Annotated in this window: 23 protein-coding genes; 6 read left to right on the forward strand and 17 right to left on the reverse strand. The window is 57.2% G+C overall.

Features of this window, described 5'->3' with window-relative positions; all coding sequences use genetic code 11:
* The 7 genes from GS646_RS21520 to GS646_RS21550 form a co-directional block, all read right to left on the reverse strand.
* The gene (locus GS646_RS21520) at positions 1-1053 is read right to left on the reverse strand and encodes an ester cyclase (protein ID WP_171648025.1); all 1053 of its coding nucleotides are present in this window, start codon (positions 1051-1053) and stop codon (positions 1-3) included.
* Entirely contained in the window at positions 1050-2381 is a 1332-nt protein-coding gene (hisD, locus tag GS646_RS21525; RefSeq protein ID WP_171187564.1) for a histidinol dehydrogenase, read from the reverse strand. Before hisD ends, GS646_RS21520 begins: the two co-directional genes overlap by 4 nt.
* Before the next feature lie 11 nt (positions 2382-2392).
* On the reverse strand, positions 2393-2923 hold the full coding sequence (locus tag GS646_RS21530) for an ester cyclase (protein ID WP_171187562.1): 531 nt from the start codon (positions 2921-2923) through the stop codon (positions 2393-2395).
* Between the two features lie 137 nt (positions 2924-3060).
* Entirely contained in the window at positions 3061-3942 is an 882-nt protein-coding gene (locus GS646_RS21535; protein WP_171187560.1) for a carbohydrate ABC transporter permease, read from the reverse strand.
* Positions 3943-3952: 10 nt separating this feature from the next.
* Positions 3953-4984 carry a carbohydrate ABC transporter permease gene (locus GS646_RS21540; RefSeq protein WP_171187558.1) on the reverse strand — a complete coding sequence of 344 codons (1032 nt, stop codon included), beginning with the start codon at positions 4982-4984 and terminating at the stop codon, positions 3953-3955.
* Between the two features lie 69 nt (positions 4985-5053).
* On the reverse strand, positions 5054-6298 hold the full coding sequence (locus GS646_RS21545) for an ABC transporter substrate-binding protein (protein ID WP_171095302.1): 1245 nt from the start codon (positions 6296-6298) through the stop codon (positions 5054-5056).
* A gap of 94 nt (positions 6299-6392) precedes the next feature.
* A complete protein-coding gene (locus tag GS646_RS21550) occupies positions 6393-7439 on the reverse strand; it encodes an ABC transporter ATP-binding protein (RefSeq protein WP_171095304.1) in 1047 nt (348 codons plus the stop codon).
* Positions 7440-7552: 113 nt separating this feature from the next.
* On the opposite strand from GS646_RS21550, the gene GS646_RS21555 reads away from it, so the two are divergent.
* Both GS646_RS21555 and GS646_RS21560 read left to right on the forward strand, forming a co-directional pair.
* Positions 7553-8557: an ester cyclase gene (locus GS646_RS21555; protein WP_171648023.1), complete on the forward strand. Its 1005-nt coding sequence runs from the start codon at positions 7553-7555 to the stop codon at positions 8555-8557.
* A complete protein-coding gene (locus GS646_RS21560; RefSeq protein ID WP_171187554.1) occupies positions 8554-9429 on the forward strand; it encodes an amidohydrolase in 876 nt (291 codons plus the stop codon). Before GS646_RS21555 ends, GS646_RS21560 begins: the two co-directional genes overlap by 4 nt.
* Before the next feature lie 20 nt (positions 9430-9449).
* Here the strand turns inward: GS646_RS21560 and GS646_RS21565 are convergent, their stop codons facing one another.
* The 4 genes from GS646_RS21565 to GS646_RS21580 are packed head-to-tail and all read right to left on the reverse strand — an operon-like array spanning position 9450 to position 13723.
* Positions 9450-10313: a CoA ester lyase gene (locus GS646_RS21565; protein ID WP_171648021.1), complete on the reverse strand. Its 864-nt coding sequence runs from the start codon at positions 10311-10313 to the stop codon at positions 9450-9452.
* Positions 10310-11728 (reverse strand): MmgE/PrpD family protein, encoded by a 1419-nt coding sequence (locus GS646_RS21570; RefSeq protein WP_171187551.1) that lies wholly within the window; start codon positions 11726-11728, stop codon positions 10310-10312. Before GS646_RS21570 ends, GS646_RS21565 begins: the two co-directional genes overlap by 4 nt.
* A gap of 11 nt (positions 11729-11739) precedes the next feature.
* Positions 11740-12576: a MaoC family dehydratase N-terminal domain-containing protein gene (locus GS646_RS21575; protein WP_171187549.1), complete on the reverse strand. Its 837-nt coding sequence runs from the start codon at positions 12574-12576 to the stop codon at positions 11740-11742.
* Between the two features lie 19 nt (positions 12577-12595).
* Positions 12596-13723, reverse strand: a complete 1128-nt coding sequence (locus GS646_RS21580) for a CaiB/BaiF CoA-transferase family protein (protein ID WP_216600485.1) — start codon at positions 13721-13723, stop codon at positions 12596-12598.
* A 101-nt stretch (positions 13724-13824) separates the two neighbouring features.
* On the opposite strand from GS646_RS21580, the gene GS646_RS21585 reads away from it, so the two are divergent.
* Positions 13825-14712, forward strand: a complete 888-nt coding sequence (locus GS646_RS21585; protein ID WP_253746681.1) for a LysR substrate-binding domain-containing protein — start codon at positions 13825-13827, stop codon at positions 14710-14712.
* 47 nt (positions 14713-14759) lie between these two features.
* Here GS646_RS21585 and GS646_RS21590 read toward each other — a convergent pair whose 3' ends face one another.
* From GS646_RS21590 to GS646_RS21615, 6 genes are all read right to left on the reverse strand, one after another.
* Positions 14760-15782 carry a GlxA family transcriptional regulator gene (locus GS646_RS21590; protein ID WP_171187542.1) on the reverse strand — a complete coding sequence of 341 codons (1023 nt, stop codon included), beginning with the start codon at positions 15780-15782 and terminating at the stop codon, positions 14760-14762.
* 18 nt (positions 15783-15800) lie between these two features.
* Entirely contained in the window at positions 15801-17015 is a 1215-nt protein-coding gene (locus GS646_RS21595; protein WP_171187540.1) for an NAD(P)/FAD-dependent oxidoreductase, read from the reverse strand.
* Positions 17016-17039: 24 nt separating this feature from the next.
* The gene (locus tag GS646_RS21600) at positions 17040-18401 is read right to left on the reverse strand and encodes an aminotransferase class III-fold pyridoxal phosphate-dependent enzyme (RefSeq protein WP_171648019.1); all 1362 of its coding nucleotides are present in this window, start codon (positions 18399-18401) and stop codon (positions 17040-17042) included.
* 30 nt (positions 18402-18431) lie between these two features.
* Positions 18432-19535 (reverse strand): enolase C-terminal domain-like protein, encoded by a 1104-nt coding sequence (locus GS646_RS21605; RefSeq protein WP_171648017.1) that lies wholly within the window; start codon positions 19533-19535, stop codon positions 18432-18434.
* A 76-nt stretch (positions 19536-19611) separates the two neighbouring features.
* Positions 19612-20769: an alcohol dehydrogenase family protein gene (locus tag GS646_RS21610; RefSeq protein WP_371732122.1), complete on the reverse strand. Its 1158-nt coding sequence runs from the start codon at positions 20767-20769 to the stop codon at positions 19612-19614.
* A 10-nt stretch (positions 20770-20779) separates the two neighbouring features.
* Positions 20780-23257 (reverse strand): FAD-dependent oxidoreductase, encoded by a 2478-nt coding sequence (locus GS646_RS21615; RefSeq protein ID WP_171648015.1) that lies wholly within the window; start codon positions 23255-23257, stop codon positions 20780-20782.
* 106 nt (positions 23258-23363) lie between these two features.
* Between GS646_RS21615 and GS646_RS21620 the strand changes: the two genes are divergently transcribed.
* The 3 genes from GS646_RS21620 (at position 23364) to GS646_RS21630 (ending at position 26865) form a co-directional block, all read left to right on the forward strand.
* Positions 23364-24251, forward strand: a complete 888-nt coding sequence (locus GS646_RS21620; RefSeq protein ID WP_171648014.1) for a MurR/RpiR family transcriptional regulator — start codon at positions 23364-23366, stop codon at positions 24249-24251.
* Entirely contained in the window at positions 24248-25336 is a 1089-nt protein-coding gene (locus GS646_RS21625; RefSeq protein ID WP_171095334.1) for an SRPBCC family protein, read from the forward strand. The genes GS646_RS21620 and GS646_RS21625 overlap by 4 nt, the downstream gene beginning before the upstream one ends.
* A gap of 74 nt (positions 25337-25410) precedes the next feature.
* The gene (locus GS646_RS21630) at positions 25411-26865 is read left to right on the forward strand and encodes an aldehyde dehydrogenase family protein (protein WP_171648012.1); all 1455 of its coding nucleotides are present in this window, start codon (positions 25411-25413) and stop codon (positions 26863-26865) included.
* Positions 26866-26887: the final 22 nt, after the last annotated feature.

The raw sequence follows: 26887 nt of genomic DNA on the forward strand, positions 1-26887 counted from the left end.
TCAGACATCCCCGACCGGGAACGAGATCGACCCAGGAACCCGCGCTTTGTTGAACTCGCGCAGACGGGCAAACACGTCGACACCCAGTTGCCTGTAGGCATCCAGAATATCGACGGTGACCCAGTTTTCGCGGATCTTGCCGTTCTCAAGACGCCAGAAGTCCAAGCTGCGCATGGAGATCCGTTGGCCTGACGGCGCAATGCCCATCCAACCATCATGCGTCACAGTCTGGATCATATCGGGCCAACCGGTCACAGCGGCATATTCACCGTCACCGAAGAAGTGATACTGAATCTCGTCGAGATACTGACCACGATCCGGCATTCCGTTCAGAAACGGAATTTGGTGCCAGTTGCGGAACCCGGAAATTCCCCGCCCCGTACCGATTGCGGCAGGTCCGTACCAATTCATGCGCTCGTGCCAGAACTTTGGCATCTCCATCACTTCCGGACCACCCTGAGTGGGGTGCTTCTTGAGATGTGCCAGCATTGTCACGATGTGCTCACAGGACGCCTGCGACTTCGCCTCATCCCAGGGCCCCGGCACAAGGCCGTCATGTGTCGCAGGGCCTGGAATGCAGAATTCAAGCCCAAGCGACGGTGTCATCGGCCAGGCTTTGGCCTGAATCATGACTTCTGGAATATCCCAGATCGTCTGGATCTCGACCACCTTGCCATCTTCAAATCGGTAGAATTCGTGGTACCGCATATGAGTCAGATGGCCTGTTGGCGGAATATCCAGCCAAGGTGCGACGAAGGTGCCATAGTAATGGCCGCCGCAACCGATCCAGTCACCGCCATGCTCGGTACGCCCTCCCATGACGATCCAGTCACGCCGCTCCAAATCCGGCATCGAGGCCAGCAGCGGTGCGTAGCATTGATCATACAACTCGACCGGGCCAGTCAGGTCACCAAAGGGGTGGCACATATGCACCACCGCATCCGGGGAAATCAGCGCTTCCAGCGCTGCGCGTACCCCGGTTTCTTCAAAGTCATACATCGCCGCCCGAAGCGGCGCGATCAGCGCTTTGTTTGCTGAATGTACGTCGCTCATTCCGCGGCCTCCCGGTACGGCGCACCCTCACCGTAAGGAACATTGATGCCGCCATAGCGACGCACACGGATATTGCATTGCTCGGCATGGCCGACAAAGCCTTCAAGCATGCACAGACGCGAGCCATATTCGCCGATCATCGTTGCGGCCTCATCCGTCAGAACTTTCTGATAGCTGTGTGTTTTCAGGAACTTGCCAACCCACAGACCGCCGGTATAGCGACCGGCCTTTTTGGTGGGCAACGTGTGGTTGGTCCCGATCACCTTGTCGCCATTGGCCACATTTGTGCGCGGACCCAGGAACAGCGCTCCATAACAGGTCATGTTTTCAAGGAACCAGTCGTCTCGGTCGGTCATGACCTGAACGTGTTCCGAGGCGATATCGTCAGCAACCTGCAGCATCTCGTCATAGGTGTCGCAGACTATCACTTCGCCGTATTCATCCCAGCTGACCCGCGCGGTGCCCGAAGTCGGCAGAATGCCCAAAATGCGCTCGATCTCGACCAGGGTATCCTCGGCCAGTTTGCGCGAGTTGGTCAGCAAAACGCAGGGGCTGTTATAACCGTGCTCGGCCTGACCCAGCAGGTCGGTGGCGCACAGTTCAGCGTCAGCCGCGGATTCATCTGCAATGACCATGGTCTCGGTCGGACCAGCGAACAGATCGATACCAACACGGCCAAACAACTGGCGTTTGGCTTCAGCAACAAATGCATTGCCGGGACCGACCAGCATATGAACCGGGTCGATGGTTTCGGTGCCGATGGCCATAGCGCCCACGGCCTGAATACCGCCCATCACATAAATCTCATGCGCGCCACCCAAATGCATCGCCGCGATCACAGCAGCGTTGGGCGCGCCATTGAACGGAGGCGTGCAGGCGATGATGCGCGGTACACCCGCCACTTTCGCTGTTGCCACCGACATATGCGCCGAGGCCACCATCGGGAACTTGCCGCCGGGCACATAGCAACCCACCGACTGAACCGGTATGTTCTTGTGGCCCAGGATCACGCCAGGCATCGTCTCGACCTCGATGTCCAGCATCGAGTCGCGTTGCGCTTGGGCGAAATTTGTCACTTGTTCCTGTGCGAACTTGATATCGGCCAGCTCGCGATCCGACAGCGAAGCAATCAGATCATCGATCTGCTGCTGGCTCAGCCGATAGCTTTCGGGTGAGTAATTGTCGAACTTCTCAGAAAGTTCACGCACGGCCGCATCGCCGCGCGCTTCGATGTCCTTCAAGGTCGCCTCAACGACAGCGCGGGTCTTGGCGTCATCCTCGGCCCTGTCAGCCTCGGGCTTGCCACGTTTCAGGTATTCGATAGCCATTGTCCTAATCCTCAGTTTGCGGGCCGAGGCGGAGTTTTCTCGCCCCGGTCATATGCTTCCCATCCGTTCCCCTGGAACAGATCAACGCCCAATTGGGCTGCCACATGGGCAAAATCGACATTCACCCAGTTGTCGACAATCTTGCCGTCAACCACTTTCCAGAAATCCATGTACCGAATTTCGACACGCTTGCCCGTGGCGGGAATGCCCAGAAACTCGCCCGAATGGGTGGCTTCTTGACGACCAAAGGCCGCAGCCCATTCACCCATGTAAAGGCGCGCCTCATCAATGCAGGTCTTGTCGGAAAACGCCGCCTGAAAAGGGCGTTGCCAATTGTCCTGGAATTCATTCAACCCGGTCTTGGTGCCGCAGCCCTGGTTGCCCATCCAGCGGAAACCCTGCGCGAAAAATTCACCGATGTCATCGATGCGGTGGTCATTCAGCCCGTCAACCATCCCTTCGATGACGGCGCGCGTTTCTTCGGTTTTGCTCATATCCGTGTCTTTGGTCAGCACGGCTTGTTCGGGGCGTGAACCCTTCATGTTTTCAGTCCTTTAATCGTATTCAAATGAGATGATCTGTTTGGCAGAGGGACGTCAGCCGCGTGTCAGAAAATCTCTTGGCATCCGGTTGAGCGCCGGATGGCGCGCAACCGCGTTATGTCTTGCAGATGCACTCATCAGCCTTTGACCGCACCGGCTGTCAGACCACTGACAATCTGGCGCTGGAAGAACAGGATCAGGACGAACAGCGGGGCAGTGGTCGAGACCACAGCAGCAACCGCGTACATGATCTTGCCTTCAACTTGCGTGGTGCCCATGAAGCTGTTGATGGCAGGAATGATGGTCTCATTCTCTTCACTCAACAGCATCGCCGTGACGGCAAAGTCGTTATAGGCCAGCAGGAAGCTGAACAGACCTGTGGTGATCACGCCGGGCCACATGACCGGTACGATCACATGCCAGAAGGCCTGGAACCGCGTACAACCATCGACCATGGCGCTTTCGTCCATGTCCTTGGGGATGTTCTTGAAGAAAGAATGCAGCATCCACAGCGTGAACGGCTGGTTGATCGCCACAAGCACGATGATCGTTGTGGGCAGAATACCCCAGACATTCCACTCGAAAAACGGCAACAGATAGCCCGAGACTAGCGTGATATGCGGCATGGCACGGAACACCAGCGCAGCCATCAGGATCCAGAAGGCATAGCGAAAACCGGACCGGGCCAGAGCATAGCCGCCCAAGGTGCCGAAGGTCAGCGAGATGACCACGGTAAAGAACACAACGATGCCGGTGTTCCTGAAATTGAACCAGAAATCCTCGAGCACCCAGGCGCCGTAATAGCCCGCACCGGTAAAGGCGCTTCCGGTCTGTTCGATTGTGTTGGTACCTGTCAGGGCGTTCATCCAGTCGGCCTTTGACAAGAAGTCGGCCTGCACCTTGAAACTGCCCCAGAAGGTCCAGAAGAACGGGAACGCCGCAATGATCAGCCACACCGCCACAAAGGCGTATGAGAACAGCTTGAGCGGGGTCATGCGAGATTGTGCTTTGGTCGCCATGTCGTGTCCTCTAGTGAGATTTGCGGGTGAAGTCGCGCCAGGTGCGGATCAGCACAGGCGTCATCAGGATGACCACCAGAATAATGGTAATCAGCGAAGTCGCACCGGCCGAACCGTAAAGCGGATTGCCGCTTTCGCGCAGGTCATTGTAGATGATCCAGCTGAGCGACTGAGCGTGCGCTTCAGCCTTGAAGCTGACGATCGGTTCAAAGACGCGGAAGTTATCCATGATCATCATCAGCGTCACAAAGGATACCAGCGGGGCAAGGTGCGGTACGATCACATGGATCATACGCTGCCATTTGGTGGCACCATCGATCTGTGCGGCCTCCATCGTGTCCTCGGGGACCGTTTGCAAACCCGCGTAGAATGTGATGAAGCTGAAGGGTAAGGTGTGCCACACCCCGTAAAACATCAGCATGATCCATGTCAGCGCGGTCGATGCTTTCAAACTCAGAGTTGGATCGTTGAAGATGTTTTGAATCGTGGCCCCAATCACACCATCACTGTCGACCATCCAGAACAGGATCAAAGAACCCACAAGCGGTGTAACGAGGAAGGGCAACAGCGAGATGAAAATCGCCAACCCCTTGAGCATATTGGGCAAGTTGTTCACGCCAACTGCGATGGCCATACCAAGGACTAGCACCAGTGGGGTTACGATCGCCGTGTAGGCCAGTGTAAAGGTCAGCGCGCTATAGAACGGAAGGTTGTAGACCTTCGAAAAGAACTCACCCATCGAAGCCGAGCTTGCCCAAGCCTCGCCTACTTCTGCAAAAGCCAGATGCGAGCGGTTGGTGTAAGTTCCTAAACCATTGAACTGACCCAGCGGCCGTTCCTCTTGCAGCTTGGCCGTTGCTTCAAGGTCTACCGACGTTGTCGGCGTACAACCGAACGGGCCGCAGCTTTCAGACACGACCAGAACTTGTTCGTGCGCAACAAACAGCGACTGAATAAAGACCGAGACGATAGGCAGGGCGATGAACAAAATCATCGCGGAAAGCGTCGGCAGAATGAACCAGAAAAAGGTGCGGTGCTTCATGGCGTTCGTCCCGATCTGAAGTCCGAGTTGTGTGAGGGGGCCTGAACAGCCCCCTCGGTTCCGGCAGAATTACTGGAGGAAACCAGCTTCTTTAGCGGATGTTCTGTAGGCGGCCTCGACATCGGCCAGCGCTTGTTCAGCGCTTTCGTCACCCTTCAGGAAGTCCGCCAGTTCCGCGCCCAGCGCTGCGTGCAGCAGGCCCATCTGCGGGATCATCGGATAAGGCTTGGCACCACCCTGAGCGGTTTGCGCTACACCCGCCGCAGCCGGTCCGGGCTGGAAGCCGTCCAGCAGCCAAACGGCGTCGTCATTGTTGGCTGCAACCATGTCCGGTGTCAGAGCACTGACCAGAGCCGCAAAGGTGGCTTCAGCCTCTTCATCCGATACGTTGGACGAGATCGCGATGCCATCCCACCACAGTGTGGCCGAAGGGATCGAGCCACCACCAACGGTCGGCGCCGCAGACAGAACCGTGTTCGATGTCACTTCTTCGGTCGAACCTTCATCGTCCAGGATTGGCGAACCGCGCGAACCCCACATGACACCCAGTGCCGCCTGACCGGATTCCCACAGGCCCTGCGTCTCGTTCGAGGCGTGGGTCAGGTGGTCAGGATGGGCATACTCGGCCAGCGATTTCATGACTTCCAGAGCAGCAAGGCCCTTTTCGTTGTTGACCGCTGGTTCCGCCGAACCGGGCTCGAAGAACTCACCGCCATGACCCAGATAGATCATGTTGAACACCTCACCGACGTTCCAGCCGGTTTGCAGGTTCATCACAATCGGGTGCTCCATGATACCCGCTTCGCGGATCATGGCTGCGGCTTCCAGAACCTCTTCGTACGTGGCAGGGATGCCTTCGAAACCTGCCTGCTCAAGAATGTCCTTGCGCGAGAACAGGTGCTGCGAGTTGGCCATGAACGCTACGGCCATGACGTTGCCGTCGATGGTGATCAGCAGGTTGGGCGAGATGTTTTCGCCGTACTTCTCAACCAGATCGTTCAGCGGGCGGACCAGACCGTCATTCATCAGCTGAGTCAGCGTCGCGTTTGCCAAAATCACCGAGGAATACTCAGCCGGATTCGGCGTCAGGGCCGCGTTCATGATCTGACGGGCTTCGGTCGTGTGGTTGGTGGAAAACTCAGACGCACCGGCGGCACAGTTGCTCTCAGCAGTACCTGCGACAGCGTGGATGGCCGGGAAGTCACTGGCCAGAATGCGAATGGATTGACCTTCGGGACCACAGTTGGCCGCATAGGCAGCCGTACCCATCAGACCCACAAAGGCGGTTGCGGTAGCTAGATTTTTCAGAAACATCTCATCTCCCTGTTTCTTTGAAAAGTGATGCGCGCCCCTTACGCGCATGGGTTAGATTCCCGGGGTTGCTCCCGGTGGTTTGGCGGGGCTTTCTTCAGATCCGTTGTCCAGACGTGCCATCAAACAGGTGGCAAATTTCGGTGGGAACCGAAATGGAAACCATATCGTCGATCTCTGCCCGGAAGTTCTTGTCTGCCTTCACGGATACCAATGCGCCTCCGACACGAACCGAAATCATCGTCGCATCGCCCAGCAGTTCCTGCGTGTAGATCGGAGCGTTGATCTGCCCCTGCCCTTCCGCCGCCAGCGTCGCATCTTCAGCGCGGAACCCAAGTGTCAGGGGACCATCAGGCGCAGTGATATTCGGAATCTCCACGTGGTCGGCGACAAACGTGCCGTTGCGGACTTGGCCTTCCATCAGGTTCATGGCCGGGTTGCCGATAAAGCTGGCCACAAATGTATTGGCCGGGGTGTCGTAGATTTCGGTCGGGCTGCCGACCTGCTGAACGACACCGCTTTTCATCACCACAACGCGATCTGCCAGCGTCATTGCCTCGATCTGGTCGTGTGTCACGTAGATGGTTGTCACTGCCAGTTCATGGCTGAGGTTCTTGATCTGCGCCCGAGTTGAAACCCGCAGTTTCGCGTCAAGGTTGGACAGTGGTTCGTCCATCAAAAAGACGTTCGGCTCACGCACAATGGCGCGCGCCAAAGCAACGCGCTGGCGCTGCCCGCCCGACAGTTCCGCTGGTTTGCGATGCAGGAAGTCGTCCAGTTCGACCATTGCCGAGGCACGGCGCACCTTATCATCATGCGTTGCAGGATCGATACCGCGTACCCGTAGCGGGAAGCGGATGTTCTCGTACACGTTCATGTTCGGATAGAGCGCGTAAGACTGGAACACCATCGCCACATCGCGGTCTTTCGGCTCCATTTCGTTGACGCGCACGCCGTCGATCATGATGTCGCCTTCACTGGCATCTTCCAGGCCCGCGATCATCCGCATCGTTGTGGTTTTGCCGCAGCCTGAGGGACCCAGCAGAACCAGGAACTCCTTGTCAGCTATGGTCAGATCGAAATTGTCGACGCCGACAAACGAACCCCATCGCTTGCCAACATTGCGCAATTGAATCTCGGCCATCCGCTTCTCCCGTTGGATTGGAAATTTTTTGCATACGCTTGCAAATACGGTAGACTTAACTGCGTCATTTTGGCAAGGTTTTTTTGCAATCGTATGCAGAAAGGCGTTACTCGATGTCCGGGTTCTCGGCAGAAAAGCAAGTAATCAAAGAGTTTTATGAGCAACTGGACCGCTCCGAAACAGGAGCGGAACACAAGGTTCTGTCAGAGTACTACAGCTCGAATCACATCTGGCGCGGGTTTCATCCGTTTGACGAGATACGCGGACCTCAGGCCGTTGCAGATACCTTCTGGACGCCCCTGCGCGCATCGCTGACGCAATTACAAAGGCGGCAGGATGTCTTCATGGCAGGCGCCAACGAAATGGACGATTTCTCGTCTGTCTGGGTGGTGTCGATGGGACATCTGATGGGCTTGTTCGATACGCCCTGGTTGGGTATCGCGCCAACCGGTAAGTTGGCTTTTTTACGCTATTGCGAATTCAACCGTGTGGAAGATGGCAAGATCACCGAAACAGCGATGTATTTCGATGTTCCACATCTAATGTTGCAAGCCGGGCTGCAACCCTTCCCGCCGCAAACCGCTGCCCAACTGGTACAGCCCGGACCAATGACCCATGACGGGCTGATGTTTGACCCCCAACCCCCAGAGGAAGGTGAACAGACTCTGGCGGCGATCAACGCGATGATCTCGGATCTGGGTCAATGGAACAGCGGGCTGAACCTTGAGGATGAACTGCGCCGCACATGGCACGAAGACATGTTGTGGTGGGGACCCACAGGGATCGGCGCGACCTACACGATTGAGCGCTACGCCAAGCAACATGCAGGGCCGTTCCGCGCAGGTTTCACCGACCGGTCAAAGACCAAACATCTCTGCCGCATGGCCGAGGGGCATTATGGTGGCTTCTTCGGCTGGCCCAACTTCACCGCCCGCCCTACCGGAGGCTTCATGGGCATGCCCGCCACAGACAAGGCCGGAGAATTCCGAGTGATCGACATTTACCGTCGCGCGGGTGACAAGCTGGCTGAAAACTGGATTTTCATTGACTTGCTGCATTTCTGGAAACAGCAAGGCGTAGACATTCTGGGACGTATGCAACAGGTGCCGCGCACATGACTGGCTGGATAGACGCGCATCATCACCTTTGGGATCTAAAGGCCGTTCACTACCCGTGGCTGATGGCCAAAGGCGTTGAGCGGTTTTTTGGAGACCCGTCTACCATTCAGCGGAACTACCTTTTGGGCGAATTCAACGCAGATGCCCAAGCTCAGGGCATCCGCGCCTCGGTCCATATTCAGGTGGGGGCCGAAGATGGGATGGCCGAAGCCCGGTGGGTTCAATCGGTGGCGGACGCCAACCCCAACTGGCCCATGGCACAAGTGGTCTTTTGCGACCTGACCGCACCGGATCTGACGGACCAATTGGATGCGTTCCAGCACCTCAGCACCGTACGTGGCGTGCGCCAGATCGTTGGCCGCGCGCCCGGAGAGGATGCGCAAACCGGCACCAACGCCCTGTTGGACGACCCCCGCTTTCTGACCGGTTTGCAAGAGGCCGGGCGACGAGGGTTAAGCTTTGATTTGCAACTGATCCCCGAACTCTACGAGAAAACCGCTCGTGTGTTGGCCAAAGCGCCAGACACGCAAGTTGCGCTTTGCCACGCTGGATCACCCCATGACCGCAGCACTGCGGGGTTGAATGAATGGGCCAAAAATCTGCGAACGCTGTCAGATTTGCCGCACGTGACCTGTAAACTCTCGGGTCTGGGCATGTTTGACCATCACTGGTCGACCCAAAGCATCCGCCCGATTGTCGAGACAGGCCTTGACCAATTCGGCGCGCACCGAACCATGTATGGTTCGAATTTTCCGGTCGACAGCCTGTACAGCGACTACGCAACCCTCATGAGGGCCTATGCGGAATTAATCCCGGAAGAGGCCAAGTCGGCAGTGTTTCGTGAAACAGCAAAGCGGTTTTATAAGCTCTGACGCCGAAGAACTGTGTAGGTTCATGCGAAACGGTCAGAAAACCGAGATCCCGCCTCAAGGACGCGCCGCGCTTTTTCGACGATCGGCAAGTCGATCATCTTGTTGTCGAGCGAAACGGCACCACGACCTTCAGCCAGGGATTTTTCGTATGCAGCCACAATCCTCTGCGCCTGAGCAACTGCGTTTTTCGACGGGGTAAACGCAGTATTCAACGGCGACACTTGTGAAGGGTGGATTGCAAAACCGCCCTCAAACCCCAATTTGGCAGATCTTTCCACTGTCGTGCTGAAGGCGGGAATGTCGTGATACTGCGCGATGCTGCCGGCATAGCCCAAAGGGATTTTGCCGGCCGCCCGTGCTGCTGTCACGATCTGTTGGCTCGGATAAAGCAGACCGCCCCATTCGGGCTCCATGCCCATCTCCAGGCAAAAGTCTTCCGTCCCGAGATTCAACGCGATCAATCGCTCTTGTGCTGCAGCAATCATCGGCGCATTAAGCAACCCCACCGGGCTTTCGATCAAACCAATCAGGGACACGTCATCGCATCCCTTGGCATGAACGAAATCGGCAACTTTCTGAATAAATTCACGGTTTTCGACTTTTGGCAGGATCAAGTAATCGATCCCTGCCGCAGTCGCTGCAGACAGGTCATCCTCTAGAAGCGCGTCGTCGTTGTTTATCCTGACCGCTACCGATTTGCCTTTATTCCGCAATACGGTCGTCGCACCGCGAAGCCTTTGCCGCCCATTCTCCTTTTCGGACTGCGGCACTGCATCTTCAAGATCAAGGATTATAACATCAGCTTCCGTCCTTGCAGCTTTGGGGACGAGGGCTTCAACGTGCCCGGGGATATAGAGAAGCGACCTGAGAGATCTGTTTTTCATCCCGCGCGCGCCATCATTGGGGGCGACACCTGACCAAGCAATCCGGTGTCCAACAAAGGCGTATCGCCATGTGCCGCCAGATATGCCTGTGCCAATTCGACCGAGCAGCCGCAGGCGCGCACCTTTTGCATTAAGTCGGCTTTGGTCATGGGCATGGACGCACCGCCAGGAACAAAAGTCATTTCATGGCTGATCACTTGACCGTCTTTGAGTTCGACTGTGATCGTTTCCGGGGTTGTCGGACCGATGTCACCAGTGTCACCTTTCGGCAGATCGTACAGATCCAGCTCGATCGAAGCTGTCAGTTCGCGACGCTGAGGATCGTTGAATCCGTCTGGCTCAAAGTCGCCGGGGACGACGCGGCCTTCCAGTAAACCAACGGCGATACAGTACCGCACCGAAAAGCGGGCCTCGGCGTCGTTGTCCGGTACACCAAAGCCTGCAACGCGATGGAACGGCGCGGGCATGCGGATTTTGACAGAAGCGATATCGCTTGGGTGTTTGATCTGTTGGCTCAACTCAATCGCACCGTAAATTGGGCGTTGTGTGTAGGCGCAGCTCGGCCACAGCTTTCGGATAACCGGGTACTGTTGAACAGCCTGGCCCAGTTCCATCGTCTTCATCATTTCACGAAAACCAATGGATTCCGGTGTGCCGTAAACCTTTGTAAACCCAAACTCGGAATCCCACAGATTACAGTTTCCAGTTGCGTCCGCGCGACCCAAAAGCGCCGCCCTCAGCCCAGCTTCCGCCGCCAATCCGGTATGAAGCGCTTTGGCGTCATAGCCGATCTGTGTCAGCAACCCGGAAGAAGACGACACCGCAAGCGCCATAGCATTGGACATTTGCCGCGCCGACAGCCCAAGTGCCTTGGACACTGCGGCAGCTGTCCCAATCGGACCCAATGTGGATGTCGAGTGCCACCCGATGTCGTAGTGACCGTATCCCAGCGCTTTGCCCATCCAGATGATGGTCTCATACCCTACGATCCAGGCGTCATTCATTTCGTCAATTGTCATCGGCACCTTGTGAGCAAGGCTCAGCAAAGCACTCAGAACCGGCGCGCTTGCGTGACTGGACCCGGACAGTTCGTAATCGTCGAAGTCCAGCGCCGCTGCACGCGCGCCATTGGCCAGCGCTGCACCGGTTATCGACAGCATCTCACCGCCACCAACCGGCGGAACTGACCCCTGTCTCAGGCCAAAAAGCATTGCATCCGATGCCGCAGTGGCCTGACGCTCTGTCGCGCCCAAAACCATACAGGACAATGTGTCGATCAGCGTGAAACGCGCCTGTTCTCTCACTTCGGCGTCAACGCCAAGGTCCGACTGCGTTGCCCATTCCGCAAGACGCTCCGAGAAGTTCAGCACATTTGGTTTTGCCACGGTTTGCTCTGCGTCGAGTTTCGATTGCATAGGCCTGAACCTTAGAAAGTGGCTGTTGCTTGCATGGCTTTGGCCCCGTCATGGCGGCGCGCCCACAGCTGCATCGTGTTGTTTTCGCGAACACCTTCGATATGGAAGGGATTCATCCCTGCCAGAGGTGCAGTCCCGCGAAACTCAAAGGTCTTCGGGGCTTTTCCCATGGTGCGCTGGGCAAGGTCGACCAACAAGGTTGCCGTGAGCGGCCCATGAAAGACCAGACCGTCATACCCTTCAACCGAACGGGCATAATCCACGTCATAGTGAACCCGGTGCCCGTTAAAGGTCAGCGCCGAATAGCGGAACAGCATAACCTGTGTGGGCGAGATCACCTCGGACACTTCAGCTTGGTCAGGCGCTTGGGCTGGCATAGGTTTTGGGGCGTCAGGATGCGGATCTTCGCGGTACACGATGTCATGCTCTTCGGTCAGAGCAAGCGTACCGTCGCCCAGGAAAACCTCATGCAGAACGGTCACGAAACATAATGAGCCGCTGCGCCCGTTCTTTTCCGCAATATGCTTGATCGTAGACCGCTTTTTGACCTGATCGCCAATCGGAACGGGTGCCAGAAATTCAAACCTGCCACCGGCCCACATCCGACGGGGCAGCGCGACAGGAGGGAGAAACCCCCCTTTTTTTGGATGGCCGTCCCTGCCCAACTCATCAGCTGGTTTCGCTTCAAGAAAGTACAGCCAATGCCACAGGGGCGGCAAAACATCGCCGTTTTCCAACGTCGGTTCGCGACCAATCGTGGCCTGCATGAACTGGGCGGGCTCGGCGCGCAAACTGTCTTCGTGCGTCTGCGAACGTCCGATCCAGGAGTCTACGGCTTGCAACATCATGTTGACCTCTCTGCTTTGGTCAGGCGAATTCAGCGCGCAGCGCCGGGCCATGCTGGTTGATTGCAGGAGAAGACGACAACGGGCTGACCTCTTCAACATCCACCCAACGAATTGGCGCTGCGGGTATCGCGATCGTTTCATTTCCTTCAGTTGTCACTTCGCGACGCCGCAAGGCTGGGTGGTTGCCCAGCGCTTCAACACTGTTGACTGCGCCATACGCGATGTTCGCTGCGGCCAACCGAGCCCGGAACTCTTGCAAGGTCAGCTCTCGCGACACCTTGGAAATCAGGTCCTCCAGCGCGTCGCGATTGGCAACCCGGTCATTGTTGGACGCAAATCTGGAGTCTGAGCCTGCGGTGTTCGAGCGCAAGACCTCTTGGCAAAACCGCTGCCACTCACGTTCATTTTGAATGGCGATTAACGTTAATGCGCCTTCGCTCGTTTCGAACGCACCATAGGGGGCCATACTTGGATGGCGCAAACCCACGCGTTGCGGTGCACCTTTTCCGTATTCGCTGTGCATCAGCGGGACACTCATCCAGTCTGCTGCCACGTCGAACAACGAGACGGCCAAAGCAGCGCCTTCGCCCGTCATTTCACGACGCATCAGGGCTTCCAAAACGGCCGCGTGGGAGGTCATGCCTGCACCAATATCACAAATCGATACGCCGATGCGTCCCATTTCGTTAACACCACCGCTGATTCCAGTGAGACCAGATTCAGCCTGAATCAGAAAGTCATAGGCCTTCAGATGCTTGACCGCGTCGCTTTCTCCATAGCCGGTGATGTCAACGGTAATGAGATGCGGATGCATTTCGCGCAACTCTGCCGAACCAAACCCGGCGCGCGCCATGGCACCCGGAGCAAGATTTTGAACAAAAACATCAGCCTGAGCGACAATCCGATGCAGCAAGGTCGCGTCTTCTTCAGTGCGGAAGTCAAGCGCCAGCGATTCCTTGCCTTGGTTGGTCCAGGCAAAATACGAACTTGTGCCTTTGGCCGCACGATCATAGCCACGCGCAAAATCCCCTTCTGCGCGTTCGATCTTGATGACACGTGCCCCGGCTTCGGCCAGTCGCGCAGTGCACAGCGGTGCCGCCAGTGCCTGTTCGATCGAGACCACGAGAATGTCTTTCAACGGCTTCATTTCGGCATCCTTGCTGCGATCCATTTTAGGCAGGATAAAAGCGGCTAGCTTGAAAGAAAATTCATTGCTTTTGTATTTTTTGTTTAGTTATTTTAAACAAAATGACGACTCACAAACTCCCTCCCCTTCACGCGTTACATGTGTTTGAAACCGTCGCCCGTCTGGGCGGTGTCCGGGCAGCCGCAGCCGAGTTGAACGTAACCCCCCCAGCAGTCAGCCATCAGTTGGACAAATTGGAAGGATTTCTTGGGGCACCCTTGTTCATTCGCCGAGGGCGCAATCTGGTTCTCACCGAAGGCGCGCATGATTATCTGACAGAAGTCCGCCCCGGCCTAGAAGCGATTGGGCGTGCGACATCGGTTGCGACCCAACAATCTCAACGTGAAATTCTGACAATTGCGGCCCCGCCTACGCTGACCGCAATGTGGCTGATGCCCAAACTGCACGGGTTCTCGGAACTGTATCCCGATTTTGACATTCGTCTTCTCGATCGGATGACATTCAACCCCGAAGAACGAGGCATTGATGTTGCCATTGAATATAGGTTCGAGGCCGACCCGGATTTGGTTTCACTGCAGTTTTTGCCAGACGAACTCGTTGCGTTGACCAGTACAGATTATGCTGAGGCGAACGCATTGCGGGCTTTGGATGACCTGAAAGGCGCGACGCTGATAGAAACTGAAAGGCGTCTGACGTCATGGAAAAAAGTGCTGGCAGGGCGATCCTGGCTGCGTCGTCAGCGTTTCTTTTCGGTCAGTTACTCATTGCACGCATTCGAGGCAGCAGCCCGAGGGATCGGCGTGGCTTTGGGCAATCGGGCCAATGCCGAGAGGATGCTGGCCGAAGGGCGACTGTGCATTCCCTTTGAACTGCCTTCCGAAACCGTGCCCCCTGCCCCGCGCTATTTCCTGAGCGCGGTTTCCCACCGCCAACGTCAGCCAAGGGTTCGCGCCTTCTGGGACTGGCTGGTCGTAGAGGCCGCGATGTAGTTCGCCTTTTCGGGATCGCTTGCTACCACTTTCAGATAGCCGCGCCTTTACGCGGCTGATCGGTCTGCCGTTGGACGCTCGCCAAATCTCGTTTTGTAGGCTTTCGAGAAATTGACGATACTGGCGAACCCTGTCGCGACGGCAACATCAATGATGGACAGATCAGTACCGCGCAGCAACACCCGCGCCCGATCAAGACGCAAATTGCGATAATATCGGGACGGGCTTGTCTTGAGGTGTTTGTTGAACAAACGTTCGATCTGCCGTCTTGAGATTTTTTCGTCTTCGATAAGTTCATCGACCGGAATTGGGTCCTGCAGCGAGTCCTCCATTTTCTTGAGGATACTCAGAAACGCGGGGTTCCGGGATCCGGCCATTTTCGACATGGCCTGGCGTTGCGACCGGTTGCTGTGGCAGTCGAAGTCGTGGACGCAATAATCCGCCACTTTCTGAGCGGTGCCGTTGTCGAAATCCGACTCGATGATGGACAGAGTCAAATCCAGGCCTGCAGTGCCCCCAGCGCTTGAGGCCACACCGTCATCAGCCACAACCCGCGACGGCAAACAGTCCAATTTTGGGAACATTTCTTCAAAGACCGGGGCCAGTGACCAGTGCAACGTCAATTGCGCTTCGTTTGCCAGCCCGGCCCGCGCCAATGTAAACGCGCCGGTTCCAATCGCAGCAACCCGACCGCCGAATCTGGCATGTCTACGCAACCATTGCAGGGTTTCGGGACGGGCTTCCAAGTACCCGGCATTCCCCGAGCATACAATCACGTAATCTGAATGTCGCGTTGTACACAGGCCTGTCTGCGCAGGGATTTCGATTCCGTTCGAACACGTTGCATGCGCGCCGGTCTCGGTCATAATCGACCAGGTGTAACCTGTTTCCCCCGTAACGGAATTGGCGGCCCGCAGCGGTTCGATCCCAGCCGCAAAATCCAGCATGTTGGAACCGGGAAGCAGCAGAAAATAAAAATGGCGCTTCTGCGCAACGCCCGCAGAATGTCCGGCAGCGCTTGGGTGCTCGCCCTCCCGGCACCGGGTGATGGGTTTTGACTCAAGATACATGCGCTGTCGTGCCTTTCCTCAGACTTTAAGAAGTGATTTGAGATCAGTAGCTGTATCCGCAACCATCTGGGGATGCGGGGATTTTCCGGATTCGATCAGCCGTTTCGCAACCATGTAGGCGCGCGGGTCGTTCATCGCATCCGCGGCGATAAGCTGGGCATCGCGGTAGTACCAGACTGAAGTCGACCCATCCTCGCCTTCACGAGAAACGACCTGATCGTAGCCGGCATTCAGACCAGCAATCTGAAGCTTCACATGGTACTGATCAGACCAAAACCAGGGTTTTGCTTCATAAGGCTTGGTTGCACCCATGATGTTCTCAGCAACCGCTTCGGCCTGATCAATGGCGTTGCCGACGCTTTCCAGGCGGATCTGTGCATCACCATGCGGAAACGTCGCACAGTCTCCTGCCGCCCAGATACAAGGATGCGAGGTGCGGCCCCATGTGTCTGTCTTGATGCCGTTTTCAACGTCTACACCGGCGGCTTCGGCAAGGGCCGTGTTTGGCGTGATGCCGATCCCGAAAACAACAAAATCGGCCGGGATCACCTCACCATTGGCAAGCTCCACCCCGTCTGCGCGCTCTACTCCGGTAACGCGTGCAATCTTGGTATCTTCAAAAATGCGTACGTTGTTGGCATCGTGCAGGTCGCGGAAGTACTGAGCGGTTTCCGGGGCAGCAACCCGCTGCAAAATGCGCGGAGCGGCTTCGATCAGTGTAACTTCAAGATCAAGCTTTGCAGCAACGGCAGCAACTTCCAGGCCAATATAGCCCCCGCCAATGATGACGATCTTTCGCCCTTGCTTGAACTCGGGCGCAATTGCATCGATGTCGGCGATGCCACGGATTGTATAGGTCCCGGGCAGAGTACCACCGATGCTCTCGGGCAGGCGGTTGGGGGTCGAGCCGGTTGCGAGGACCAGATGCTCAAACGCCAGCGTTTGGTCGCCACAAACAAGTGTCTGGTTGTCTGCCGATATCTCGGTGACTTGCTGGTTCAGGTGCAGGTCGATCTGATGCTCGTCAAAGAAGCTTTCGGGCCTCAGGAAAAGACGGTCACGCGGCAGCTCGCCCAGAAGATAAGCTTTGGAAAGAGGCGGCCGCTGATAGGGCGGGTGCGCCTCTTCACCGATCAGGGCAATTGGCTTGTCATAACCAAGATTGCGCAGTTTGACGGCAGCGGAGCAACCAGCTTGCCCCGCCCCCACAATGATGACACCGTAATTGGTCATTTCATCGGCCTCTCAAAGTCACGCTCAAACACACTCGCAGTCAGCGATGTCGAGGGTACGATCCAGTATCTCCAGACCGGTCATCAGATCCTCTTCGCTGATGTTCAGCGGCGGTGTTAGGCGAACGACGTTTGAGTAGAACGACAGGTACAGGCCCTCGTTCATCGCAAAGCTCATCATGTCCGTCATCGGTTTGGCGTCCGGGCCTTTCGCGGCAAACGGAACCAGCGGCTCGCGCGTGTCGCGGTTCTTGACCAGCTCGATACCGTTGAACATGCCCTTTCCGCGAATGTCGCCGATGCTGGGATGCTTTTCGGCCATCTTGGCCAGTTCGGCGCGCATCTTCTCACCCATCGCAGTGGCGTTTTCCAGCGCACCTTCGTCCTGCATGGCGCGAATTGCGGCAATGCCCGACGCACAGGCCAGCGGGTGACCGGCATAGGTCAGACCGCCCGGCATCGGAGTGTCGCGCAGCCAGTTGTGCAGCTCGGTCGAGACCGACATGGTGCCCAGCGGCACATAGCCCGAGTTGATGCCCTTGGCGCTGGTGATGATGTCGGGCTGCACGCCCCAGTGATCGACGGCGAACCATTTACCGGTACGACCAAACCCAGCCATGACCTCATCCGCGATCAGCAGGATGCCGTGTTTTTCGCAGGTTTCTTTGATCGATTGCAGGTAGCCATCGGGGGGCACGATGATGCCGTTGGTGCCCACGATCGGCTCCAAAATGACAGCCGCCACCGTGTTGGGGTTTTCGTACATCAGGATCTCTTCCAGATGCGGACCACCCTGCGCCACCGGGCATTTCGCCGGGTCGGTGTGACCAGTCGGCAGGCGATAGACATAGGGGTCCAGCATCCGCACCACGCCCGGCATATCGGCCCGGGTCAGGTGATGGCGCGGGTCGCCTGTCAGGGACAGCGTGCCACCGGTCGCCCCGTGATACGAGCGATAGCGCGCAATGATTTTGGTGCGCCCGGTATAGTGCCGTGCCAGACGGATCGCGGTTTCGTTCGCTGCCGAGCCGCCGGTTGTGAAGAAGGTCGAAGTGATGTTCGCGGGCGTGATCTCATTCATGATCGCCGCCATTTCCGAACGTACATCCGAACCCATGGCGGGGCCGATATAGCACAACTTATCGGCCTGATCCTTGATCGCCTGAACGATCTTAGGGTGCTGGTGGCCCATATTGGCGTTCACCAACTGGCTTTGGAAATCGAGATAGCGCTTGCCATCGCTGTCCCAGAACCAGCTGCCCTGCGCGCCGGTGATGACGCGCGGGCGGCTGCCTTGTTTCGACCAGCTTTGCAGATAGTGATCTGCGTGCATGTCTTTGACCCATTCAGGATCATGTGAGGGGTAGGCGTTGCTGAAATCTTCCATAACAGGTCTCTCGGCAGGCTGGGATTGGGATCAATCGATAATGGTGACAGGCTGGCCCAAAGCGTCGGCGTCGGGCGTGACGCCCAGACCGGGCCCTTCGGGCGGGGTAATGCGGCCGTTTTCACGCACCGGACCATCGGGGGCCAGACGTGGGCCGACATAGTGGCTCAGGTCGCAGGTGTTCATGATTCCGCGCGCAGGGGTCGAAGCGGCCAGATGCAGAAGCGCGGCGGTGGTGATGTCGCTGCCCCAGGTATCCTCGATACACATCTGAGTACCCAGCGTCAGACAGACATCGCGGATTTGCCGCATGGCGGACAAGCCACTCATTTTGGACAGCTTCAATGCAACAGCCTGCATACAACCGGCCTGATGCGCTGCGATGACCGAGGCGACGTCATACGCGTTTTCGTCGATTTTCATCGGCAGGCCAGTGACCCGCTGCACATGGGCGCATTCCTCGAGCGTCGCGCAAGGTTGCTCGAGCATGACATCCAGATGAGCGACGGCGCGACCGACACGGATCGCGTTCAGCGCATCGCTGCCACAGTTCCAGTCGCCATAGACCAATGGGCCCGGACCAACGGTCTCGCGCACTTTCGCCAGTCGCTCAACATCCGTCTGCCACTCGCCATCAGCCCCCAGCTTGACCTGAAACTGGCGCATGCCCTTGTCAAACGCATCTTGCGCCATGCGGGCCATTTCGTCCGGGGCCACGCAGGTGATTGAGTGATAGAGCGGCATGTCCTTGACCTGCCGACCCCCCAGAAGGCGGTGAACAGGTAGACCCGCGGCTTGCCCTGTCAGATCCCAGAGCGCAGTATCCAGCGCGGACTTCGCGTATACATGACCCTGTAGAAACCGGTTCACCTGCTCCATTACGGTTTCCGGCCCCACCGGGTCGGTGCCGATCAGAACCGGGGCCAACTCAGTGATGGCGGGGATCACGCCCTTGGCATAGGCAGGCAGGTAATGCGGGATCGGGCAGACCTCACCCCAGCCAGACAAGCCCGTATCGGTGTCGAGACGCAGCACAACCGAGGTTGTGGTGTCGCAGGTTTTCCCATCTGCCATGTAGTAGGTGTCATGGCTAGTCAGCGGAACTTCCCAAGCTGCAATGCGGATGATCTTCACGTCAGTTTTCCTTAGATTGGCCCGCCAAACCAAAGACTGGTTTTGCCGTTTTTCTTAAAAAGGGGCGTGGCGCGCGTTAGGGTGTCACCACGATATTTCCAACATGCGTTTTCTGAACGAACGCCTCTTGAGCCTTCGCGAGATCTTCCAGCGGATAGATCGCCGCCAACAGAGGCTTCAAAGCGCCGGTTTCGATCATGCCAACCACACGCTGCATTGTGCCCGCCGGGCAGATGGTTGCACCGGTCAGCTGCAGGTCCTTGTAGACCAGCTGACGCAGGTCGAATTCGGCCATTTGACCAGCGATGCACCCTGATGTGGAGTAACGCCCACCCTGACGCAAAGCGTTGATCAGCGCCATAAACATCGGTGATCCGACCACATCAAGCGCGATGTCGACCGGCCCGCCTGCGGCGTCGCGAATAGCGGCTTCCAGATCAACGGTGTTACGGTCGATGACATGGGCTGCGCCCAGTTCATGCAGCATTTCGGCCTTCGAGAGGCTGGCAATCGCGATCACCTTGCAACCGCGTAGGCGGCATAACTGAATAGCGGCCGAGCCCACGCCACCGGACGCGCCTGTGATCACCACGACCTCACCCGGACGCGGAGCAGTGCGCTGAACCAGATTTTCCGCGGTCGTATAGGCGCAAGGGAAAGTGGCCAGTTCCGCATCGCTCAGGCTGCTGTTAACGGGCACCGCATTGGCCGCGCGCACCTTGGTGTATTCGGCATAGCCCCCATCCGCCTCGGACCCGAAATAGCCCGAGTTTTCAGGGTTCAGCCAATCCCCATGGCTCAGCAACCAGGGGTCGATCATCACTCGTTCGCCGACGCGTGCGGGATCAACGCCTTCGCCAACGGCAACGATTTCACCAGCCACGTCGGCGCCCTGAATGACGGGGAAGTTCAACGACCCGCTGCCCCAGGTGCCGTCATCGCCGCTGGCTTCGTCAAAACCATCCGCCGCGCCGCTGCCCAGAACGGCATCCACTTTCTTGGAATACCAGGCTGTGCGCGTGTTGATATCAGTATTGTTAAGACCACAGGCCCCGACCTTGATCAGCACCTCACCCTTTTCGGGCGTCGGCGTGGGCATGTCGCGGTATTCCAGCATGTCCAATCCGCCGTGACCATTCATCACAACGGCTTTCATCGTTTCCGGGATCATCTGGTCCATGTCCTGAATTAAGTTCTTTGGCCTAACGCGGCGGGCACCTGTGTTGGTGCCCACCGGTCTTGTCTTATGCGGGAACCGCAGCGGGCGCGTCGGTGCGCGGCAGCTTGCTTTGCGGATCATAAGCAGCTTCGCCCAGAATGCGGCCCTTGCGCGGCTCACCTGCAACGATCACCTCGATCTCCTGACCCGGTACGTTGGCGTCCGGCTTGATATAGGCAAAGGCCAAGATCTTGCCGACCGTGTGGCCGTAAGCAACAGATGCTGTCGCACCAACAATCTCGCCGTTTACCTTGATCGCCTCGCCACCGTGTCCGTCCTCGATCCCGTCGGGCTCGATTTCCAGATAGGCGCAGACCCAGGGCATTTCGCCTTTCTCGGCCTGCTCGGCGCTGACGCGTGTGGCTTCGACACCCAGATACTCTTTGTCCAGCTTGAAGAAGCGACCCACATTGGCCTCGGGCAGCGTGACCTCATTGGTCAACTCGCCCGCACCGGGGAAGGCTTTCTCCATCCGCATCGCGTTCATGGCGAATGAACCGTAGTTGACGATGCCATGCGGCTCGCCCGCGGCCCACAGCGCGGTGTAGACATCCACGCAGGCTTCATCCGGCATGTGGAATTCCCAGCCCAGCTCACCGGCATAGGACATGCGGAACGCCCAGACCTTGTGACCGGCCACGGTGATTTCCTGCGCCGACAGCCAGCGGAAACCGGCATTGGACAGGTCCGCATCGGTGCACTGTGCCAGAACTTCGCGCGATTTCGGACCGTTCAGCGACAGGGCCGACCAGCCAGCGGACAGAGGCGTGATGGTCACGTTCTCATCCGCGCGGTTGTGGTTCAGGTGGTCCAGCAGCCGCTGTTCGAAGAAGGCCGCGCAGACCAGATAGAAGCGGTCATCCGCCATCCGCACCAACGTGGTCTCCAACTCGATCCGACCGCGGCGGTTCAACATATGGGTCAGTGTGATCGAGCCGGTCTTCTGCGGCATCTTGTTTGCGGTCAGACGGTCCAGCAGCGCATAAGCGTCCGGGCCCGAAACTTCGACCTTGGTAAAGGCGGTCACATCCATGATGCCGACGCTTTCGCGGACGGCTTTGACCTCGGCCCCGACCACATCATGCACCACGTTGCGGCGGAAGCTGTAGTGATCGCGCTGCTCGACACCTTCGGTTGCAAACCAACGGGGACGTTCAAAACCATAGACTTCTTCGTAAACCGCGCCCTTGTCCTTGAGGATTTCATACAGCGGCGACGGCTTGATCGGGCGGCCTTCTAGACGGTTGAAGTGCGGGAAGGGGATTTCGTGGCGCAATTTGTAGTCTTCGTGCGCTTTGATGACCTGCCAGTCTTTCTTGGCATAGGCGCCAAAGCGGCGCGGGTCGTAGTCGCGCATCGAGATGTCCGCAGCGCCGCGGACCATCCACTTGGCCAGTTCGCGGGTCAGACCGGGGCCCCAACCGATACCGATCTGGGTACCGCAGCAGCACCAGTAGTTCTTTACGCCCGGAGCGGGGCCAACCATCGGGTTGCCATCCGGCGGATGGCTGATCGCGCCATGCACTTCGCGGGTGATGCCCAATTCGGCGAATATCGGCATCCGCTCTAGCGAGTTTTCCAGCCAGGGCATCACGCGGTCATAATCGGCCTCGAACAGCCAGTTCTCGTATTCCCATGGGCATTCGTCATGCCAGACCGAGTTCGAGTTTTCTTTTTCGTAAATCCCGATCAGGCCCTTTTTCTGCTCCATCCGGATATAGCCCGAGACCTGTTTGTCGTCGCGGATCACAGGCAGCTCAACGTCCAGATCCTGAAACTCGGGCACATTCTCGGTGACGAAATAGTGGTGCGTCATCGAGGTCATGGGCAATTGCAGACCCGACCATTCACCCATCTGGCGGGCATACGTGCCGCCCGCGTTCACCACGTGTTCGCAGACAATCGTGCCTTTTTCGGTCTCGACAACCCATTCGCCCGCATCGTTCTGCGTGATGTTGGTGGCTCGGCAGTGGCGGAAGATTTTCACGCCTTTTTGGCGGGCACCAGTGGCCATCGCCATGGTTACGTTCGACGGATCCACATGACCGTCATCCGGGGTGTAAAGCGCGCCCAGAACGCCATCCAGATTGTAGAACGGGTGCTTCTCGGCGATGAAATCAGGGCCTACCAGTTCGATATTAAAGCCCAGCGAACGACCCACAGACAGGGTGTGGCGCAGCCAGTCCATTTCGTCTTCGGTATACGCCAGACGGAACGAGCCACAACCATGCCAGGTGACGGCCTGCCCGGTCTCTTCTTCCAGAGTCTTCGAATACAGGCCAATGTTGTAGTCCACCATGCGACCCAACCCGTATGAGCTGGTTGAATGGGTGATCTGACCCGCCGCGTGCCAGGTCGATCCGCTGGTCAATTCGGCCTTTTCCAGCAAGACGGTTTCTTCGCCCCAGCCTTCATGGCCAAGGTGGTAAGCAAGGCCGCACCCCATGACACCGCCACCGACGATGACAACCTTGGCGCGTTCGGGCAGTTCTTTTTTGGACATCGCAAAAATTCCTGTTCGAGAGTCGCATATTTCTGTGGACTTCCTATTGCCACATATGTACCAGTGTCAACGTAAAACGGCACAAATGTACATACCGAGATACGCAATGAATGGTACAGATGTTTCAAGCGAGGTTCTGGGACGCCTGTCACAAGAATTGTCGCTCTTGACCCCCGAAGCACAGAAAGCCGCGCGGTATGTTCTGGAAAACCCCAGAGAAGTTGGCGTCTCCACCGTCCGTGAGATTGCCGAAGCCGCCAGTGTCAAACCAAACACCGTGGTGCGAATGGCCAGACAAATCGGCTTTGAGGGCTATGGAGATTTTCGGGAACCATTTCGTGATGAGATTCGCCGAAGCGACGTCTCATTCCCCGACCGCGCACGTTGGTTGCAGGGAATCAGCCGTTCTGGCGACCTGGGTGAGCTTTATGCAGACTTGCTGGGCTCAGCCATTCGAAACATCGAAGAGACCTTTGCGGACATTGATGCCAGTCGGCTACAATCTGCTGCGGAAACGATTTGGTCGGCGCGATCCATCTATACTCTGGGCGTTGGAATAAACAATTCGAACGCGTCCAACTTCACGTATCTCGCCCGCACCGGTATGACAGATTTCCATGCGATCCCCCGGCCCGGATCAACAGCGATTGATGATCTGGCATGGGCGGACGAGCAGGATGTCCTGATCGCCATCACGTGCCACCCATATCGCACAGAAGTCGTCGAGGCGGTACAGACCGCGCGAAAGCAAGGTGTAACCGTAATCGGAATATCCGACTCGCCAGCCAGCCCCGTAATCTTGTCTGCTGAACACGGTTTTGTTGTGTCAGTAGATACCCCTCAATTCTTCCCTTCCTCCGTGTCTACAATTGCTCTGTTAGAAACACTGCTCAGTTTTGTGATAGCAGTGTCCAGCGATGAGATCGTCGAGCGGGTCGAAAAGTTTCATATACGCCGTCATCAGCTTGGCCTTTACCAGGAGGAACACACATGAATGCCCCGCTGACCCATTCGCTGGACGCCAGCTATTACACCGACCCGGCAGTCTTTGAAAAAGAGATGAATGGTCTTCTGATGCGCACCTGGCAGTATGCTGGCCACGCTAACGACATCCCTAATGTCGGCGACTATTTCGCGTTTGAAATTGCTGGTCAGAATCTGTTTGCCATCCGCGGGCGTGACAACGTCATCCGCACTTTCTACAACGTGTGCCAGCACCGCGCGCATGAGATGGTCACTGGAACCGGCAACACGCGGGTTGTGGTTTGCCCCTACCACCAATGGTCCTACGAGCTGACCGGCGGATTGCGCGCGGGGCCCAACGTCAAGAACGTTCCCGGATTCCAGCGCGAAAAGATTTGCCTGACCGAGGTTCGAACCGAGGACTTCCTGGGCTTTATCTTCGTCAACCTCGACAAAGATGCCGCGCCCATGGACGAATGGTATCCGGGTGTGCGCGAAGAGATTGCGGAATACGTGCCTGGCATAAACGACCTGGCACCGCTGGAATGGGTCGAGATTCCGGAAAACTGCAATTGGAAAGTTTCTATCGAAAACTACTCCGAATGCTATCACTGCCCCTCGAACCACCCCACTTTTGCGGAAGGTGTTGTAAAGCCTGAAACTTACGACATTCAACCCGATGCGGGCGGCGGTTACGTGTTGCGTCACACCACGGAATGTCAGGCGTTGGATAAGATGACCTATCCAATCGATATGTCAGTTCCGCATGCAGGCGACTATCAGTCGTGGTTCCTGTGGCCCATGTTCTCGTTCCAGTGCTATCCGGGCAACGTGCTGAACACCTATCACTGGCGTGCCAACACTGTGGACACCTGTACGGTATGGCGCGGCTGGTATACCGAAGGCGGTCATGAAAGCGACGTAATCCGGGGGCTTGCCGTACAAGACCGCCAGACCACAGTCGAAGAAGACATCCGCCTTGTTGAATCCGTTCACCGCGGGCTGAAATCCAAAGGGTATGTTCCCGGCCCGCTGGTTCTTGACCCCGCCTGTGGTGTCATGAGTGAACATTCCATCGCCAAGCTCCAGCAATGGATGCGTGAGGCGGTGGAATAAAACCAAACAAAGTCAAAGAAACTTGCGCTTCGGAGGGTAATTCATTGCCCTCCGAAGTTTTGGAGATGCGCGACATGCAAGACGTTAAGCCATATTGGCAGAGTTATGTGGACGGCACCTGGATCGATGGTGGTGCGGGTCGGATCGATGTTTTCAACCCGGGAACCGGCGGAAAACTAACTGAACAGGCGCTGGCCGATGCCGGTGACGTGGATCGTGCGGTCATGGCGGCCCGCCGCGTGCATCTTTCAGGTGCGCTCAGCGATCTGCGACCTGTGGAACGTGGCCGCATGGTACAGGCTATGGGCCGCTACCTGCTGGACAACACTGACGAGATTGCTCGGGTTCTGACCCTTGAGCAGGGCAAACCGCTTTGGGAAGCACGCGTCGAAATCGAAGGAGCGGCACGCTATTTCGAATACTATGGCAATCAGGCTGAAACCGTCGAAGGCCGGTCCATTCCACTAGGAGCGAGCTACTTCGATTTCACCACGTACGAGCCGTTTGGTGTTTCCGCACAAATCATCCCATGGAACTATCCTGTCGAGATGACCGCGCGGTCGCTGTCGGCGGCTTTGGCCACAGGCAATACTGTTGTCATCAAAACCCCGGAATTGACACCTTTGACCAATGCCTGGTTTGCGCATGCTGCCGAGGCGGTTGGCCTACCGAAAGGCGCTGTAAACATCCTTTGCGGTTTGGGTCACGAGGCAGGAGCCGCGCTTTCGGCGCATCCACATGTCAATCAGATCGTCTTTACCGGCTCGGTGCCAACCGGCATCGCAATTGCCAGTGCAGCCGCACGCAACGTTGTGCCCTGCGTCCTGGAGCTTGGCGGGAAATCTGCAGCCATCGTGCATGATGACGCGGACCTGGAAGCCTTCGAAAACGACGTACGCTGGGGGATCTTTTTCAACGCCGGTCAGGTGTGTTCAGCGATGAGCCGCGTGATCGTGCATGAAAGCCGCCACGACGAACTGATCGAACGCATCTCGAACGTAGCAAGCAACCTGTCCGTCGGTCCGGGTATCGAACGGGGTGAGTTTGGCCCGAATATGGGGCCGATGGTCAGTGAAGCGCAGCGTGACCGCGCGGCTGGCATGGTGTCTGGCGCAATCGCAGCTGGCGCGACTGCAGCCACCGGCGGACGTAAGATGAACATTCCCGGTGCATTTCTGGAACCAACCATTCTGACCAACGTCACTCCTGACATGAACATTGCGAACGAAGAAGCTTTTGCACCGGTTCTTTCGGTTCTGAAGTTCCGTGACGACGCTCAAGCAATCGAGATTGCAAACGGAACACCCTACGGGCTGGTCGGCGGAGTCTTCACGCGCGACATCGACCGCGCCACGCAGGCGGCCCGGCAGATCCGCGCCGGTCAGGTCTTTGTCAACGAATGGTACGCCGGCGGCGTAGAGACGCCATTCGGTGGATATGGAAAATCCGGTTACGGGCGGGAAAAGGGGCGCGAAGCACTGTGGAATTACGTCCAGACCAAGAACGTGGCTATTCGGCTGCGCAGCTAATCCACCAACTCAAGAACAATAG

Origin of the sequence: Ruegeria sp. HKCCD4315, from assembly GCF_013112245.1 — a bacterium.
In the GTDB taxonomy this organism is placed as follows: domain Bacteria; phylum Pseudomonadota; class Alphaproteobacteria; order Rhodobacterales; family Rhodobacteraceae; genus Ruegeria.